This window comes from Glaciimonas immobilis (assembly GCF_011947285.1).
Lineage (GTDB): Bacteria > Pseudomonadota > Gammaproteobacteria > Burkholderiales > Burkholderiaceae_D > Glaciimonas > Glaciimonas immobilis.
In genome coordinates, this window is sequence record NZ_JAAOZT010000001.1 from 225,053 (window position 1) to 239,922 (window position 14,870).

At 52.0% G+C, this 14,870-nt stretch carries 14 protein-coding genes; 9 read left to right on the forward strand and 5 right to left on the reverse strand.

Annotated features, from left to right (window positions below):
- The first annotated feature begins 39 nt into the window (after positions 1-39).
- The 7 genes from HAV38_RS01025 to HAV38_RS01055 all read left to right on the forward strand — a co-directional run bounded on the left by HAV38_RS01025 (position 40) and on the right by HAV38_RS01055 (position 7,801).
- Positions 40-936: a phosphoribosylaminoimidazolesuccinocarboxamide synthase gene (locus HAV38_RS01025; RefSeq protein WP_168051553.1), complete on the forward strand. Its 897-nt coding sequence runs from the start codon at positions 40-42 to the stop codon at positions 934-936.
- Complete coding sequence (gene purE, locus HAV38_RS01030; RefSeq protein WP_245182125.1) at positions 936-1,445, forward strand: 5-(carboxyamino)imidazole ribonucleotide mutase; 510 nt, start codon at positions 936-938, stop codon at positions 1,443-1,445. The genes HAV38_RS01025 and purE overlap by 1 nt, the downstream gene beginning before the upstream one ends.
- 139 nt (positions 1,446-1,584) lie before the next feature.
- Positions 1,585-2,790 carry a 5-(carboxyamino)imidazole ribonucleotide synthase gene (locus HAV38_RS01035; protein ID WP_168051556.1) on the forward strand — a complete coding sequence of 402 codons (1,206 nt, stop codon included), beginning with the start codon at positions 1,585-1,587 and terminating at the stop codon, positions 2,788-2,790.
- Positions 2,790-3,845 carry an L-threonylcarbamoyladenylate synthase gene (locus HAV38_RS01040; protein ID WP_168051558.1) on the forward strand — a complete coding sequence of 352 codons (1,056 nt, stop codon included), beginning with the start codon at positions 2,790-2,792 and terminating at the stop codon, positions 3,843-3,845. The genes HAV38_RS01035 and HAV38_RS01040 overlap by 1 nt, the downstream gene beginning before the upstream one ends.
- Before the next feature lie 496 nt (positions 3,846-4,341).
- The gene (locus HAV38_RS01045) at positions 4,342-5,067 is read left to right on the forward strand and encodes an OmpW/AlkL family protein (RefSeq protein WP_168051560.1); all 726 of its coding nucleotides are present in this window, start codon (positions 4,342-4,344) and stop codon (positions 5,065-5,067) included.
- Positions 5,068-5,385: 318 nt separating this feature from the next.
- Positions 5,386-5,916, forward strand: coding sequence for a peptide-methionine (S)-S-oxide reductase MsrA (msrA, locus tag HAV38_RS01050; RefSeq protein ID WP_168051562.1), 531 nt, complete (start codon positions 5,386-5,388; stop codon positions 5,914-5,916).
- Positions 5,917-6,133: 217 nt separating this feature from the next.
- Positions 6,134-7,801, forward strand: a complete 1,668-nt coding sequence (locus tag HAV38_RS01055) for a PAS domain-containing sensor histidine kinase (RefSeq protein ID WP_168051564.1) — start codon at positions 6,134-6,136, stop codon at positions 7,799-7,801.
- 129 nt (positions 7,802-7,930) lie between these two features.
- On the opposite strand, the gene HAV38_RS01060 is transcribed toward HAV38_RS01055, so the two are convergent.
- The 3 genes from HAV38_RS01060 to HAV38_RS01070 all read right to left on the reverse strand — a co-directional run bounded on the left by HAV38_RS01060 (position 7,931) and on the right by HAV38_RS01070 (position 10,467).
- On the reverse strand, positions 7,931-9,142 hold the full coding sequence (locus tag HAV38_RS01060) for an SAM-dependent methyltransferase (protein ID WP_168051566.1): 1,212 nt from the start codon (positions 9,140-9,142) through the stop codon (positions 7,931-7,933).
- Between the two features lie 132 nt (positions 9,143-9,274).
- Positions 9,275-9,910: a pyridoxamine 5'-phosphate oxidase gene (gene pdxH, locus HAV38_RS01065; protein ID WP_168051994.1), complete on the reverse strand. Its 636-nt coding sequence runs from the start codon at positions 9,908-9,910 to the stop codon at positions 9,275-9,277.
- A 20-nt stretch (positions 9,911-9,930) separates the two neighbouring features.
- Positions 9,931-10,467 carry a hemerythrin domain-containing protein gene (locus HAV38_RS01070; protein ID WP_168051568.1) on the reverse strand — a complete coding sequence of 179 codons (537 nt, stop codon included), beginning with the start codon at positions 10,465-10,467 and terminating at the stop codon, positions 9,931-9,933.
- Between the two features lie 376 nt (positions 10,468-10,843).
- Here HAV38_RS01070 and tcdA point away from each other — a divergent pair, with 376 nt between their 5' ends.
- Complete coding sequence (gene tcdA, locus HAV38_RS01075; RefSeq protein WP_168051570.1) at positions 10,844-11,770, forward strand: tRNA cyclic N6-threonylcarbamoyladenosine(37) synthase TcdA; 927 nt, start codon at positions 10,844-10,846, stop codon at positions 11,768-11,770.
- A 61-nt stretch (positions 11,771-11,831) separates the two neighbouring features.
- On the opposite strand, the gene HAV38_RS22200 is transcribed toward tcdA, so the two are convergent.
- On the reverse strand, positions 11,832-12,035 hold the full coding sequence (locus HAV38_RS22200) for a spore coat protein U domain-containing protein (protein ID WP_375791680.1): 204 nt from the start codon (positions 12,033-12,035) through the stop codon (positions 11,832-11,834).
- A gap of 669 nt (positions 12,036-12,704) precedes the next feature.
- The gene (locus HAV38_RS01085; protein WP_168051573.1) at positions 12,705-13,598 is read right to left on the reverse strand and encodes a LysR substrate-binding domain-containing protein; all 894 of its coding nucleotides are present in this window, start codon (positions 13,596-13,598) and stop codon (positions 12,705-12,707) included.
- Between the two features lie 253 nt (positions 13,599-13,851).
- On the opposite strand from HAV38_RS01085, the gene HAV38_RS01090 reads away from it, so the two are divergent.
- Complete coding sequence (locus HAV38_RS01090) at positions 13,852-14,664, forward strand: class II aldolase/adducin family protein (RefSeq protein ID WP_168051574.1); 813 nt, start codon at positions 13,852-13,854, stop codon at positions 14,662-14,664.
- The last annotated feature ends 206 nt before the right edge of the window (positions 14,665-14,870 follow it).

A 14,870-nucleotide genomic window follows, 5' to 3' on the forward strand; every position in this document is an offset into this window, starting at 1 on the left:
GATCTTTTTCTCGTCTGGTTTCTACCTTTTGGAACAACCATGACTAGCCTATACAAATCCTCCATTACGTCGTTACCGTTGTTAGGTACGGGAAAAGTGCGCGACAACTATGCTGTTGGCACCGACAAAATATTGATCCTGACGACCGATCGTTTATCGGCGTTCGATGTCGTGATGAGCGAGCCGATTCCTGGGAAGGGAAAAGTATTGAATCAGATGAGCGATTTCTGGTTTGAGAAATTGGCCGGTATCGTGCCGAATCATCTGACCGGGATTGCACCGGAAAGCGTTGTGGCACCGGAAGAGGTTGAGCAAGTCCGTGGTCGCGCAGTGGTCGCTAAACGTCTGGAGCCGATCATGGTCGAGGCCGTAGTGCGCGGTTACATCATCGGGTCCGGATGGAAAGATTATCAGGCGACCGGCGCTATTTGCGGCGTGACATTACCAGTTGGTTTACAACAGGCCGCCAAACTGGAAGAACCGATTTTCACGCCTGCGGCGAAGGCCGAAATGGGTTCGCACGATGAGAACATCACTTACGACGATATGGAGCGCCGTATTGGCACTGAACTGTCAGCGACGATTCGGGATATCAGTATCAAGTTATATAAAACCGCGGCTGAATATGCGGCTACCCGCGGCATTATTATTGCAGATACCAAATTTGAATTCGGTCTCGATCAACATGGTGTGTTGCATCTTATGGATGAAGTTTTAACCGCTGATTCGTCACGTTTCTGGCCTGCAGAAAGCTACGCGGTTGGTATCTCGCCACCATCGTTTGACAAGCAATTTGTACGCGATTATCTGGAGACCGTGACGAGCTGGCACAAGACAGCGCCAGCACCGGCGTTGCCTGCCGAAGTGATCGAAAAAACCGGCGCAAAGTATCGCGAAGCGCTGGAAAGCCTGACTGGTCAAACACTGAAGGATTGATGATGCACGCAAGCCAAACAGAGACGCCGCTGATCGGCGTCGTCATGGGTTCGTCCTCTGACTGGGATGTCATGCAACACGCCGTCGCCATATTGACGGAGTTTGGCGTGGCCCATGAAGCGCAGGTAATTTCGGCGCATCGGATGCCGGATCAGATGTTCGCGTATGCCGAGACAGCCCGCGCACGTGGTTTGCGGGCGATCATTGCCGGTGCCGGTGGGGCTGCGCATTTGCCCGGCATGATTGCCGCTAAGACCATCGTACCCGTGCTGGGCGTACCGGTGCCGTCCAAATATCTGCGCGGCGAAGATTCCTTGTTATCTATTGTGCAGATGCCAAAAGGGATCCCGGTTGCGACCTATGCAATCGGTGAGGCCGGTGCAGCAAATGCGGCGCTGTCTGCCATCGCGATGCTGGCCTGCACCGACGATGCACTAGCCGAGAAGTTGTGGGCGTTCCGCGCTAAACAGACACAGGCCGCACTTGATATGCAGTTGCCGCCTGTATAAGCAACAGGTTGGCAATAACCCCTACAGCAAATACAAAATCAACCAGCTAAAAGCACCCGGGTGCGCTATTAAAGGCGCACCGGAGCAAGCACCGAAATAAACACCCAGGCAAGCAACTAAGCAAGCAACTAAGCAAGCAATGAAACAAACTTTGAACTCAAATGACGCGGCATTTATTCCCGCGACTACCCCTGCCACCTGGCTGGGTGTTATGGGCGGCGGCCAGTTAGGCCGAATGTTCGCGCATGCAGCACAGGCGCTCGGTTACAAAGTTGCCGTATTGGAACCGGCCGAGGATTGTCCGGCTGCGCACGTGGCGGAGCGTCATCTTCTGGCGGATTATGATGACGAAATCGCGTTGGCAGAATTGGCAGCATTATGCGTAGCGGTTACTACAGAGTTTGAGAACGTCTCACATCACAGTCTGGCTTTTCTAGCGGAGAGTATTTTTATCGCGCCGAAGGCCGCCTGTGTTTCGATCGCACAGGACCGAATAGCCGAAAAAGAATTTTTTACGCAATGTAGCGCACAATCGAAAGTACTTCCGGCACCGCATAAGCTTATCGCATCGATGGCCGATATCGATAATGTATCCGCCGATCTGTTGCCCGGAATATTAAAAACGGTGCGGCTGGGTTATGACGGTAAAGGCCAGGCACGCGTATCCAGCCTGGAAGAATTGCGTAGCGCGTACGGCGAAATGAACGGCGTTCAGTGCGTGCTGGAAAAGATGCTGCCGCTGGCATACGAAGTATCGGTGCTGGTCGCACGCGGCGCGGACGGCGCTGCGGTCGTTTATCCGATTGCAGAGAACGTTCATCGCGACGGGATTTTATTCACGACTACTGTGCCGGGGCCTAACATCTGTGCCGATGCTGCGCGCGACGCGCAAGATGCGGCACGGGCTATCGTTGCACAGTTGGGTTATGTTGGTGTTCTGTGTATTGAATTTTTCGTATTAAAAGACGGCTCTCTAGTCGTCAATGAAATGGCACCGCGGCCGCACAATAGCGGTCATTACACCATCGACGCCTGCATCACCAGCCAGTTTGCGCAGCAAGTTCGGGCAATGGCGCGTATGCCGCTGGGTGACGTGCGGCAACATTCTCCGGCGGTCATGTTAAATATTCTGGGCGATGTCTGGTTTGCTCCGGAGAGCGAAGATATGCGTGAACCAGCATGGGACCAGATCACCGCGCTTCCGGGCGCGGTCCTCCATCTGTATGGCAAGGCCGAGGCCCGTCGCGCACGTAAGATGGGGCATATTACCTTTGTCGCGCCGACTTTGGCGCAAGCACAAGCGCAATTGGCGGCGGCTTGCGTTATTCTCGGCATCGCTTTGTAATGGATCTGTCCAGCAACGAGGGATCGCCGTCCCTTGATCATCCGGCGATACAACTTGCTGCCCGCAAGCTCGAGAGGGGCGAGCTGGTAGCGTTCCCGAGCGAGACCGTTTATGGCCTCGGTGCTGACGCCGAAAATCCTGCTGCGGTGGCGCGTATTTATAGCGCCAAAGGCCGCCCGTCCAATCATCCGGTTATCGTGCACATTGCGCCTGAGGCTGATCTTACTTATTGGGCGCATGCTATCCCGTCACAGGCTTATCAACTGATCGCAGCGTTTTGGCCGGGACCGCTGACACTGATACTGCAGCGTGCTGCGCATATTTCCAGTGCACTTTCCGGCGGCCAGAATTCAATCGGTATCCGCTGTCCGTCGCATCCGGTCGCGCAAGCTTTACTGCGTGAATTTAAAGGTGGCAAAGGCGGCGTGGCTGGCCCCTCCGCTAATAAGTTCGGCCATGTCAGTCCCACGACAGCGCAACATGTACGCGATGAGTTTGGCGATGGCCCGCAAAGTCCAGTTGGGTATGTACTCGATGGCGGTCAGAGCGAAGTCGGGATCGAGTCGACGATTATCGATTTATCCCGTTTTGCAACGCATGGTGCGGTTTTGTTACGTCCGGGCGATATCAGCGCGGCCGAGATAGCGGCCGTATTGGGTGTCGCGATACAGGCACCGGACACAGCCGCACCGCGCGCATCCGGCACTCTTGCAGCCCACTATGCTCCGCGCACGCCGGTATTACAAATAGAGCCCGCGCATTGTCGCATTGCTTTATCGCGTCTGCATCAGGCGGGGCAGCGGCTGGCGCTGATTTCTTACTCCCCTGCAATGGAACAGTTCGTGCCACTGGTGGCGCATTGTTCAATGCCGGACGCGCCGCATGGTTACGCCCATAATTTGTACGCCGCATTGCGGGATCTGGATCACGTCAATGCCGATATCATCGTGGTGGAAATGCCCCCGCAGGATATCGCCTGGCAAGGAATTAATGATCGCCTGCGCCGCGCCGCACACGTCTCCACCACACTTTTCGCGGACATTTTACGGTTTTAGCAACACGTGGCGAAAAGCTTCTGAGACGCTAGTCAAAAGCATGCAAAGCTGGCATAGTGGCGAAACAAATAGCACGCACGTTCGTTTTGAGAGCCCGCGATGTTGATACCGTAAAGATTTCGAGTACTATTCGGCACCAGATCCTGTGCACGCAGTAAAAGCGCGAACAGGATCGAAGAACCCGCTTGCGATGGGCAAAGAGTCACCGCCACATCAGGTTCGCGATCAAATTGGGAAGTGTTCTAAGTAGCAAGGTAAGGGGCTAAGCATTTGCTTAGGATCAAACAGTACGCACGGCGTGCTAAAGCATGGTGACAAGTCGCGGAGGACTCGTCTGGATCACTCCACAACACAGATGTTTAAAAATAAATAACAACAGAGCGCCGCCAAGGTAAGACGTTGGGAGCAGGCAGGCGTCAAAATGGTAATGATTATAGATGCAGGGTCTATCACCTAATGCATTGTTTACATTTTAAAAAACCACTGGAGAAGATGTATGAAGAAATACCTATCTGTACTACCTAAGTTTGCCGCGTTGAGCCTGTTCTCAATGGCTGCGCTGCCCGCGATGGCGCAACAAGCTGGCGATAATATCGTAGGCTTAGGCTGGTTTCATCTGGCACCTCAAGACTCAAGCCAGAATCTGACCATTGGCGGCAATACGGTGCCGAACACCGGCGCTGGCGTGAGCACTGCAGATACTTTAGGCCTCCAATTTAGCCATTTTCTCACCGATAACTGGGTGATATCCGCTGACGCCGGTATCCCGCCAAAATTCAAGTTAGATGGTGAGGGTATCTTGCAAGGAACCCACATTGGCTCGGCCAAACAGTGGAGCCCGGCAGTGCTGGTTAAATATTACTTTGGGGACAAAAATAGTCAATTCCGTCCTTTCGTGGGTGCCGGTGCTACGTATGTCTGGTACTCGGATATCAAACTGGATCCAGCCTTTCAGCAAAAATTAAGCGGTGTTATCAGCCGCGGCCGAACTGGGGCACTAACAACCAGTGCCGATTTGAGTAGCTCATTGGCACCGGTAGTCAGCGCCGGTGCCAGTTATAATTTTGATGCGCACTGGTCGGTGGGTTTCTCGGTTTCTTATATTCCGTTGAAGACCAAAGCAGACCTGAAGACCAGCACGCCGGGCGGCGATGTCCACAGTACAACAAAGCTCACACTAGATCCGATCGTCAGTTTTCTATCAGTAGGATATAAGTTTTAAAACCTGTCTACAATCTGGCTGCGCGGACGTGATTTGATGTTAACCGGTGCTCGAAGTCCTTCTGGTCTCAAGAACACTCCGATTTTTCCGCGTCTTTTACCACCAACAGACGTCTCGCTCGTTGCAGATCGTGAATAGGTTTGGTGATAATAAAGTTTTCCCTGCATTCAGGTGATGCGTAGTCAAAAAACCTCGATTCATCGGGGTTTTTTTAATGCATGTCGACTCTAGACAGCAACAAAATCCATAGGGAAAGCATGCACAGGCGCGCGGAGTGCGTTAAAGTCACTGTTCACGATAAACGACGGGGGAATGAGGATGGCTAACGAAACTGCGGTTCTCGGAGGTGGTTGCTTTTGGTGTGTGGAAGCTGTTTATCAGGAAATCAAAGGTGTCACACATGTCGAGTCTGGCTATACCGGCGGCCAGGTCGTCAATCCGACCTACGATCAAGTATGCAGCGGGACAACCGGTCACGCGGAAGTAGTGGTTGTCACGTTCGATAATGAGGTGATTAGTTATCGTGCTTTGTTAGAAATATTCTTCACAATACATGATCCTACGACGCTGAATCGGCAGGGCAACGATATCGGGACGCAATACCGTTCAGTAATCTATTATCAGTCTCCCGAACAGCAAGAAACCGCAAAGCATGTCTTAGCAGCAATGGCTTGTGTGTGGGACGCGCCCATCGTGACTCAGCTCATGCCGGCTGAAATTTATTATAAGGCTGAGGATTATCACCAGAACTATTTCAGGCAACACCCGCTACAAGGCTACTGCGCTTTTGTCGTAGCGCCAAAAGTAGCCAAGTTGCGGAAGACTTTTATGGATAAGGTTAAGACCTGAACTTCTATCTGGATCGACCATCAAGTAAAAACGCATTACGGCCTTTTTGCCCTGTAAAACGGGAATCGAACGAGTAGGGCATCCCGTAGCGGACAGGTAACTTACTTAGCGAGCAGCAATGTCATTGCGCGCGCGTTGTAGTATTTGCCGGGTGCCGCCTGAAAAATCTGCGCGACTGATACCACACTGATAAACCGACACTAGACGGGGATTTATTTTGGCAATTACTTCTGACACGTGGCCGCCGGAGGGGGGCAAAATGGGGGAGATGGTTCGCCAGTTTCAGTGGGCCGACACCGTGCTGGGGCCGATATCAGACTGGCCTGTAAGTCTTTGCATCGCCGTTACCATGGCCCTTGATTCTCCGATCCCGACGATCGTGTTGTGGGGGCCTGACTTAATTCAAATTTATAACGACGCCTATCAACCGATTCTCGGCCTGCGCCATCCCACAGCGTTGGGACAGCGCACGCAGGATTGCTGGCCTGAAGTGTGGGAGTTCAATGCGGCCATCTACAACCGCGTGCTAGACACTGGCGAGCGCGTCCTTCTGGAAGATCAGAAATATGTGATCTCTCCCTCCGGCGTTACCGAGTCGCGGTATTTTACAATCATTTATGCGCCGACCCGGGATGAATGCGGGCGCGCATGTGGCGTGTTTGTGGTGGTAATGGAAACCACCAGGAGGGTATTGGCTGAGTGCGAAAACGTCACGTTGTTACAAGCAACGCAATTTGCGGCGGGTCAACTGCAGCATATGTTTGATCATGCGCCCAGTTTCATGGCCATGATCAAATTGCCCGAGTACACGCTCGATATTGCCAATACAGCCTTCATGCAATTGTTCTCCCGATATGACTTGCTCGGAAAGTCAGTCAAGGATGCGCTGCCAGAATTCGAGAAGCACCGATTGCTCCAATTATTGGATGGCGTATGCAGGACCGGGGTGCCTTATGTTGCTTCCGAGATGCCGGTCTACTTGCCGGCCCGCGCCGACAGTGCAGCAAAACACTATTACCTGGACTTCGTATTTCAACCGATCAAAGATGCCAGCGGTCGGGTTACCGCTATTTTTGTAGACGGCAGTGATAAAACCGAACAGCATCATGCGCGGCGTGAGTTGCGCCGCCTGAACGAGAGCCTGACCGATAAAGTACATCGGCTTGAAGAGGCGCAAACCGACCTGCAACAATCTCGTGCAGCATTGCGTAAGCTTATTGACCATCAGGAAACGATAAAGGAAGAAGAGCGCAAACGCATCGCGTTGAATATCCACAATGATTTGGGTGCGGTATTGACCGGGATTAAAGCCAACGTCTCTGTTTCACTCGACCGCTCTTTACGCGCGGGGCGTCCGGAGGATTTGCTATTGGTAGAGGCAGTCGATCAGACGGATGCTGCCATAGAAACCGTGCGGCGCGTTATCACTGATCTGCGGCCAAGCGTGCTTGATCAGTTGGGCGTCTGGGCCGCGTTAGAATGGTATGCGGGACAAGTCGAAGTACGTACGGGTCTTCAGTGCGAGTGTATTTTTAGCGATGAGGCAGTCGGCATTGATCTGGATGCTGAGCGTAGCACGATGTTATTTCGGGTAGTGCAGGAAGCACTCACCAACGTGGTGCGGCACGCCTCGGCCAAACAGGTGAAACTTCGTGTTATTCACGAAAGTAATACCCTCACACTTGAGATCAAGGATGACGGTAAAGGGATTAAAGAGCATCAACATTTGGATGAAAAATCGTGGGGTATCTTCGCCATGCGCGAGCGAACCCTTCATTTTGGGGGGGAGCTAAATATTTCAGGCACCTCTGGAGAGGGGACGAAAGTCGTCATGCGACTACCTCTGAAGCCGATGCCGTACCAAAATCGCGACAATCAAAGGTAGCGCTGATAGTCGCCGGTAACAGACTCGGCTGCAATGGGCATTCAAGCCTGCATGCTGTTATAACAAACCTGAAGGCGCGGACCTGAGTGTACGATATTGAAACGCCTGCTCCACGCGCGAGGCCGTGTACTACCCCGCAGCGTAGATATACTTACGCGACCAGGGCAGGGTCGCCGCGCTACGACCAGATTTTCGGCAGATTACCTGAAAGAGTGACATCCAGTCCCGCTCAAATCCATAGGCGCTACCCGCCAGATACAAACGCCAGATACGGTAGTGGCGATCATCCGAAGCTTGCCTGACGTCGTCCGAACGGGCCTCAATATTGTCGGCCCAAATGCCGCAGGTTTTGGCATAGTGCCGGCGTAGATTTTCGACATCCATGACTTCCAGTCCACCTTCCTGCATGCTTTTGAGTACGAACCCGATGTGCGGTAACTCGCCGTGGGGGAAAACATATTTTTCAATAAATTGACCGCCGCCATACGGGGATTCACCGTTGTCTATGTCGGTCGTGGTGATGCCATGGTTCATCGCCACGCCATCGTCAGCCAACAATGCGTTTATCTTTGAAAAATACATCGAGAGATTTTTGAGTCCGACGTGTTCAAACATCCCCACGCTGGTGATGCGGTCAAATGTACCCGTCACCTCGCGATAGTCTTGCAATCGTATTTCGATCTGGTCCGCTAATCCTGCTTGCGCGACACGTTCTCTGGCGAGCGAAAATTGATTTTCGGAAAGGGTGACCCCCACGCATTTTGCGCCGAATTTTTGCGCAGCACGGATTACCAGCGCGCCCCAGCCACAGCCGATATCCAGCAAATTCTGGCCGGGTTTGATTTGGATTTTTGTCAGAATATGGTCTATTTTTTTGATCTGTGCGTTGAATAAATCTTCATCCCCATTCTCGAAATATGCGCACGAATACACCATGTTTTGATCGAGCCAGAGTTGGTAGAACTGGTTCGATACATCGTAGTGATAGCGAATCGCTTCTGCGTCTTTACCTTTGTTGTGGCGAATGCTGCGTGTGACGCGGCCAAATTTTCCTTCGGGCTTCAGATAGGCAGAAGCGAGGCCATTGGCAACGCTGATGATTTCCTTGAGCTTGCCTTCGACTTCGATTTTTCCTTCTACATAAGCTTCGCCAAGACTGGATAATGATGGTGTCAGCAGATACGCCAGAGAGGATGCGTTAGGGACGCGCACGGTGACATCGGGTGCCACGGCACTGCTAAAATCAAAGCGCTGTCCGTTCCATAATTCAAGCCGTAAAGGTAAGGTCGCATGATTGCGGACTTCGTCGACCCAGTTCTCAAGTTTCTTTTCCCAGAACATTCTGTATTCTCCTCAGAATAACCAACGCTAAAAAAGCCGGCACTTTCACACTCAGACTATTGTCATTTGTGGTCATTTGCGACCAACTTTCTTCCACTTTTATAAGCGGTTGCAGGGTGGTTATGGCTGAGGTTATGGTTGCAATCGTTCGCGTTGCCAGACGCCATATTCATCGAGCCGATACACGATCCGGTCATGCAAGCGAGATCGCCGTCCTTGCCAAAATTCTACCGTATCCGGAATAAGTTTGTAGCCACCCCAGTTTTTTGGCCGTTGCGGGTGCTCTCCACATTTTTTTTCGGCCTCCAGAAAACGGGTCTCCAGTAGCGCGCGATTAGCGATAGGCTGACTCTGATCCGATGCGATCGCACCGAGCTGACTACGCAACGGGCGACTGGCAAAGTAGACGTCGTTATCTGCCTCCGACACGAGCACAACTTTACCTTCAAACCGCACCTGACGTTCCAGCTCTACCCAGTGAAAGAGTAGCGCTGCGTGGGGGTTGAGCGCCAATTCTTCACCTTTGCGACTGGCATAATTGGTGAACCATGTGATGCCGCCGGCGTCGAATTTTTTGACCAGAACTATGCGCGATGAGGGCTTTCCTTCTGCGTTAACGGTGGCTAGACTCATCGCGTTCGGCTCTGGTATTTTTGCCTGCACGGCTTCTTCCCACCATTTGCCAAACTGTGCCATCGGATCGGGATCGGTATCCGACCGGGATAAATTTGCATGGCTGTAATCGGTGCGCAGATCAGCGATCGACAACGCTTTGGTATTCTGGTCGCTCATGCCAACATTCCTCTGCGGCGTTGCATGGCTGTTCCTAACTGGGACATTTGTGCCGGACTAAAGATGCGTTTTGCCATGGGTGCAATCCAGGTTTCTTCCTTCTCCATATGGGCCAGATACAGGCTGGAAAAAAGCGTGACATCAGCACTCGAAAGTAGCGCAGTCTGACCGTCCTGAATCGCAGCCAGTTGTTCTTCCAGCCTGGTCCACAACTGTCCCATCTGCAAATGCTCGCTGACGATTTCCGGGCCTAGCCTGCGCAAGACTTCCGCGTCGTCATCTTTGGCGGTCGCAGTCAGCATCGGAAATAAATCCTGTTCTTCATCTTCATGGTGATGCGGTGCAGATTTACTGAAATAGCGCAGCACCGCGGTCGCCGCCTGTTGCGCCTCATCGTCCGCGCCATGTTCCGGCAAATGTGCCCGCAACCGTTCCAGCGTTGTCAGTTGTTTGCGGATGCGGTCGTGACAGTGTTTTAGTACGGCAATCGGCTGATCGAAATCCGGCGCTGCGTCGAAAAGGGGCTTGTCCATATTTATCCTGTGAAGGTCATAAAACGAAATTTATAATGGCAGATATTGCGCAGAGCAATTCTGCTATTAGAACACTTCTCCGGAGTCAGCGTAAACACGCTGAACGCACTGAAAATACCCGACCTTGCAGAAAGTGCATTAAAACCACATTTGGCTGCCCGGTTACAATGCCAACGTCAGACTGTCTACGTGGAAATACATTCAGAAGAATGGTTCGGTAAAATAGACGACATAGCGAGAATCTGGCGCTTGGGGTTAAGTGCTTCCGCATGGTGCTTAATCTTAATGGCGTTGCCTTACGGGGCGTGCCGAGCTTGCAGTCATTACTTATGTTGTTTATTTGATATCTATTATTTTACTCTTTTTGTAAGAACTTATGTCCTCATCTGTCCTCCCCGCCCAGATTTTATCCGCTGCTGATGCAGTCACCGAAGATAACATCGATTTTGACCGTCGCTTTGGCGGTATCGCACGGCTCTATGGGGCACCTGCGCTGGCAGGTTTTCGGCGGGCAAATGTATGCGTAATCGGCGTCGGCGGCGTCGGGTCGTGGGCGGTCGAAGCGCTGGCCCGCAGTGCGATTGGTAAGTTAACGTTGATTGATCTCGACAATTTGGCCGAATCCAACGTCAACCGTCAGATTCACGCGCTTACCGCTACCCTCGGGCAAGCAAAAGTGACTGCTTTAGCGGATCGCATCAAGCAGATTAATCCGTATTGCGCAGTCACAGAAGTCGAGGACTTTATTGCCATCGACAACGTGGACCAAATGCTAGGCGGCAAGCATTTTGATTACGTTATTGACGCCATCGACGATGTCCGCGCCAAGACTGCGGTGATTGCTTATTGCCGGGACCATAATATACCTCTGATCACCATTGGCAGTGCTGGCGGCAAGGTCGACCCTACCTGTATTGAAGTGCGTGATTTAGCACGTACCGAGCAGGAGCCTTTATTGGCAAAGGTACGCAAGCTGTTACGGTCGGGACATGGTTTTCCGCGCGGTGAAAAAAGTAAATTCGGTATCGATGCTGTGTTTTCAACTGAACCATTAAGGCTGCCGATCAGTCCAGTCTCAGCTGCGACTTCAGACGCAACAAATGGCAAGGTCGCCGCTGCCGTCAGCGCCCCTCCCAGCGCCTCTGCAAGCACCTCTGTTACCGGCCTGAACTGCGCAGGTTATGGTTCAGCGGTGGTCGTTACCGCGACCTTCGGTTTCGTCGCTGCGGCCCATGTTTTGCGCAAACTGGCCGCCATTGCGGACTTGAAGGGCGCGCTAGTGAACGAGGTCGTGGCGAGCTGAGTCAGGGAAGCACTCTAGTGGTGTTGAAACACTGCTGACAAACAACTGCATCCCGGTCCGATTAATAGGTTGCCGTCGCGATAACATTGTCTGTATAAACCGCCGCTTTGACAAATGTTTGAGCGGAGGGAATGCGTGCATAGATCGTATTTGTCGTTTGCGCAGCGGTCGCCACTACGGGAAGCGGTGCAGTACCTGAAGTATTATCCCGGATCACTGTGCGGCCCATGTCGGCGTAGAGCGAATAATTCAGATACGCTGCCAGGGCACCTCAACTGGAAAGTCGGCGAAGTGGCGCCGCATCGGTGGATCAATTACTGCCGTTCAAACATTGTCCTAACGTAATAATAGGAGCGGAACCCACCGTGCACGTGGTAGTCACGCTGCCCCGTCACGTCTTGATTGGTAGTTGCGTTGGCGGCCACCGGATCGTATGTCGTTGTAATGCCTTGTGCGGTAATGGTGCAACTGTTAACGAGGGTCACTGTATTGACCATGTTGGATGTAGCGGTTGCCGCATTAGCGCTTGTACAGGCTGTGGGCACCGCTATAAGAAGAATGACACCCGGTAATATTTTTTCATTATGTTCATCTTCGCTTGATGTTGCAGGGAAATTATTTTATTTAGTTTATTGCTCGTTAAACACCGTCCTGCTTGCGCTTTTAACTTTTTTCCGGGACTCATTCTGTTGCGTAGGATTAATAAAGCAATAGTTTCTTGCGGTTAATAACCCAAGGCCGGTTGTATAACTTTGAAGAACAAAGCGTAAGGATGAAGATATATTTAAAAATGCAGGAACAATTGGTGGGAGGTGAAGGAGTTAGTACCGACCCTTTGGCGCGTTCTTTTTGCGGCATCGTAATGTGCGGGTCCAGGCGTGTTTTTTTCGAAGATATGTTTAAAAATTATTTTTTTGTTCATCACCAAGTTTGTTCAAACGATGTCGGTTTGGATAAAAAGCCAGTCTCGGAACGATTTAATTTTCCGGCTGTTAGCGCGCGCCGCTCGATAACACACAAAATGCATTTCTCGTATGAGGGGTCGAAACGTGGTTGTCCCTAGTTGCACTAATTCCCCGCTGGCAATCTCCTGCCGCGCAAGACGTGTACTTTCCAGAGAAACGCCCAAACCGTTTAACGCCGCAGATATCGCCAGCGAGCCGCGATCAAATGACAGGCGTGGTCGATCTGGGAGTGTCAGGCCATGCAGGTCGAACCAGTTTTGCCATGTCACAGGACTGAGTTGAGAGTCGATTAATGTGAAACCGGTCATGGCGTTGATGTCAATCTCGGCACTCCCTGTGAGTAGCTTCGGCGAGCAGAGCGGTGCAATAACCTCAGTTCCCAACGCTTCAATGGTGACGCCCGAGCGTGCCTTTGCGCTGCCATACGCGATGGCGATATCGATCTCTTCATGCTGAATCAAATCGATCGGATCCGCACTGGATGACATGTGAATAGTGATCCGGGGAAATGCCTGCATGAACTGGGGCAGGTGAGGGCCCAGCCATTTTGAGGCAAAACTTGGCGTGCAATGCACTGCAAGGGACTCGGTCTCTTCCGGCAGGCTGATGTCAGCACAGGACGACTCGATCAAATCAAAGGCGCGCGATAAGCCGGACAAGAGTTGCGTGCCGTCGGGCGTCAATTCCACACGCCGCGTCAGTCTGTCAAATAACGGTTTGCCGAAATAAGCCTCCAATCCATGCACCTGATGGCTGATCGCCGAGGGCGTTAGGTGCAACTCTTTTGCGGCGAGCGCAAAGCTGCCCTGCCTGGCGGCAGATTCAAAGGCACGTAACGCAAAAAAGCTAGGAAGTTTTCTCATGATATATAGGTGAATTGGATTCATCATTCGTGAAAAGGTATCGTTTGTCAAGACGCTTTGTAAGTCCGATGATGTATCCAGTCATTGACAAGGCGGAAGGATCGCCGTCGACAAGGCGCAAGACGTTGTAAAGACGCGCCGTAAAGTCGTTATTCAGTGCGGAACATCAAACAAACTGGACTTATCAAATAAAAGTAATACTAGAAATGCGGTACAAAAATACTGCATCCAATCAAAAAACGAGGAGAACACCATGTCAGAAGTTATCGAGCGCGTATCGCTTTATCAGCCTAAACAAAAGGGGCTTAAATTTCCGAGTATTCCCAAATTTGAGACGCACGCACAAGAGCGTCAGCATCGCAAAGAAAGACTTGTAGCATCTTGCCGTGCGTTTGCGGTGCACGGTTTGGATTACGGTTTCGCCGGTCACCTGACGGTGCGCGATCCGGAGTTTCCTAATCTGTACTGGACCAATCCGATGGCGGTCCATTTCTCTCAGGTCAAGGTCTCCAATCTGATCCTTGCCGACCATAAGGGGGAAGTAGTTGAAGGCGATTACGCATTGAATCGTGCCGGGTTTGTGTTGCATTCGGCGGTACATGAACTGCATCCGGAAATCATTGCCATGTGCCACGCGCACACCATCTATGGCACCGCATGGGCGGCGACCGGACGTATGCTGGACCCGATCACGCAAGATGCGGCGGTCTTTTTTGAAGACCATATCGTCATCAACGACGAGGCCGGTGCTGTCGCGGTAGAAGAAGGTGCAGGCTACTCGGTGGCGGGCCAATTTAAAGACGTCAAAGCAGTGATTCATCAAAATCACGGCTTGATGACGGTCAGCAAACACAGTATCGAATCCGCAGCGTTCTGGTTTATCGCGCTCGAACGCGTCTGCCAACAGCAGTTGCTGATAGAAGCCAGCGGGATTAAACCGACTATGGTGACACCGGATCGTGCGCGCTACAGCCGTGAACACGTTGGTAGCCCGTATATCGGATGGCTGCATTTTCAGCCGATCTATGAACATCTGGTCGCCACCCAACCCGACATGTTCGATTAATGGGTTTGATGTATTTTTGTTTCATTGCTTTGTCATAAAACCGCAGTAGTCAGGTCTGGTAGTGCGCACAGGACGCATACCAGACCTGAATAATAAAAACTGCCGGGAGCCCGCAGGGTTTGTAGCCGAATGTCCGTAAACCCTAGAGGGCCCTGAAACTTGGAAAAGCATCCGCTTTCCCAAGTTATAAGTTAAAAAAACTGGAG

Excerpts from the sequence above, each read along its gene's own strand:
- HAV38_RS01060 (WP_168051566.1), bottom strand. The coding sequence starts at position 9,142 with ATGTTCTGGGAAAAGAAACTTGAGAACTGGGTCGACGAAGTCCGCAAT.
- HAV38_RS01040 (WP_168051558.1), top strand. The coding sequence starts at position 2,790 with ATGGATCTGTCCAGCAACGAGGGATCGCCGTCCCTTGATCATCCGGCG.
- HAV38_RS01045 (WP_168051560.1), top strand. The coding sequence starts at position 4,342 with ATGAAGAAATACCTATCTGTACTACCTAAGTTTGCCGCGTTGAGCCTG.
- HAV38_RS01025 (WP_168051553.1), top strand. The coding sequence starts at position 40 with ATGACTAGCCTATACAAATCCTCCATTACGTCGTTACCGTTGTTAGGT.
- HAV38_RS01070 (WP_168051568.1), bottom strand. The coding sequence starts at position 10,467 with ATGGACAAGCCCCTTTTCGACGCAGCGCCGGATTTCGATCAGCCGATT.
- HAV38_RS01085 (WP_168051573.1), bottom strand. The coding sequence starts at position 13,598 with ATGAGAAAACTTCCTAGCTTTTTTGCGTTACGTGCCTTTGAATCTGCC.
- msrA (WP_168051562.1), top strand. The coding sequence starts at position 5,386 with ATGGCTAACGAAACTGCGGTTCTCGGAGGTGGTTGCTTTTGGTGTGTG.
- tcdA (WP_168051570.1), top strand. The coding sequence starts at position 10,844 with ATGTCCTCATCTGTCCTCCCCGCCCAGATTTTATCCGCTGCTGATGCA.
- HAV38_RS01035 (WP_168051556.1), top strand. The coding sequence starts at position 1,585 with ATGAAACAAACTTTGAACTCAAATGACGCGGCATTTATTCCCGCGACT.
- purE (WP_245182125.1), top strand. The coding sequence starts at position 936 with ATGATGCACGCAAGCCAAACAGAGACGCCGCTGATCGGCGTCGTCATG.
- HAV38_RS01090 (WP_168051574.1), top strand. The coding sequence starts at position 13,852 with ATGTCAGAAGTTATCGAGCGCGTATCGCTTTATCAGCCTAAACAAAAG.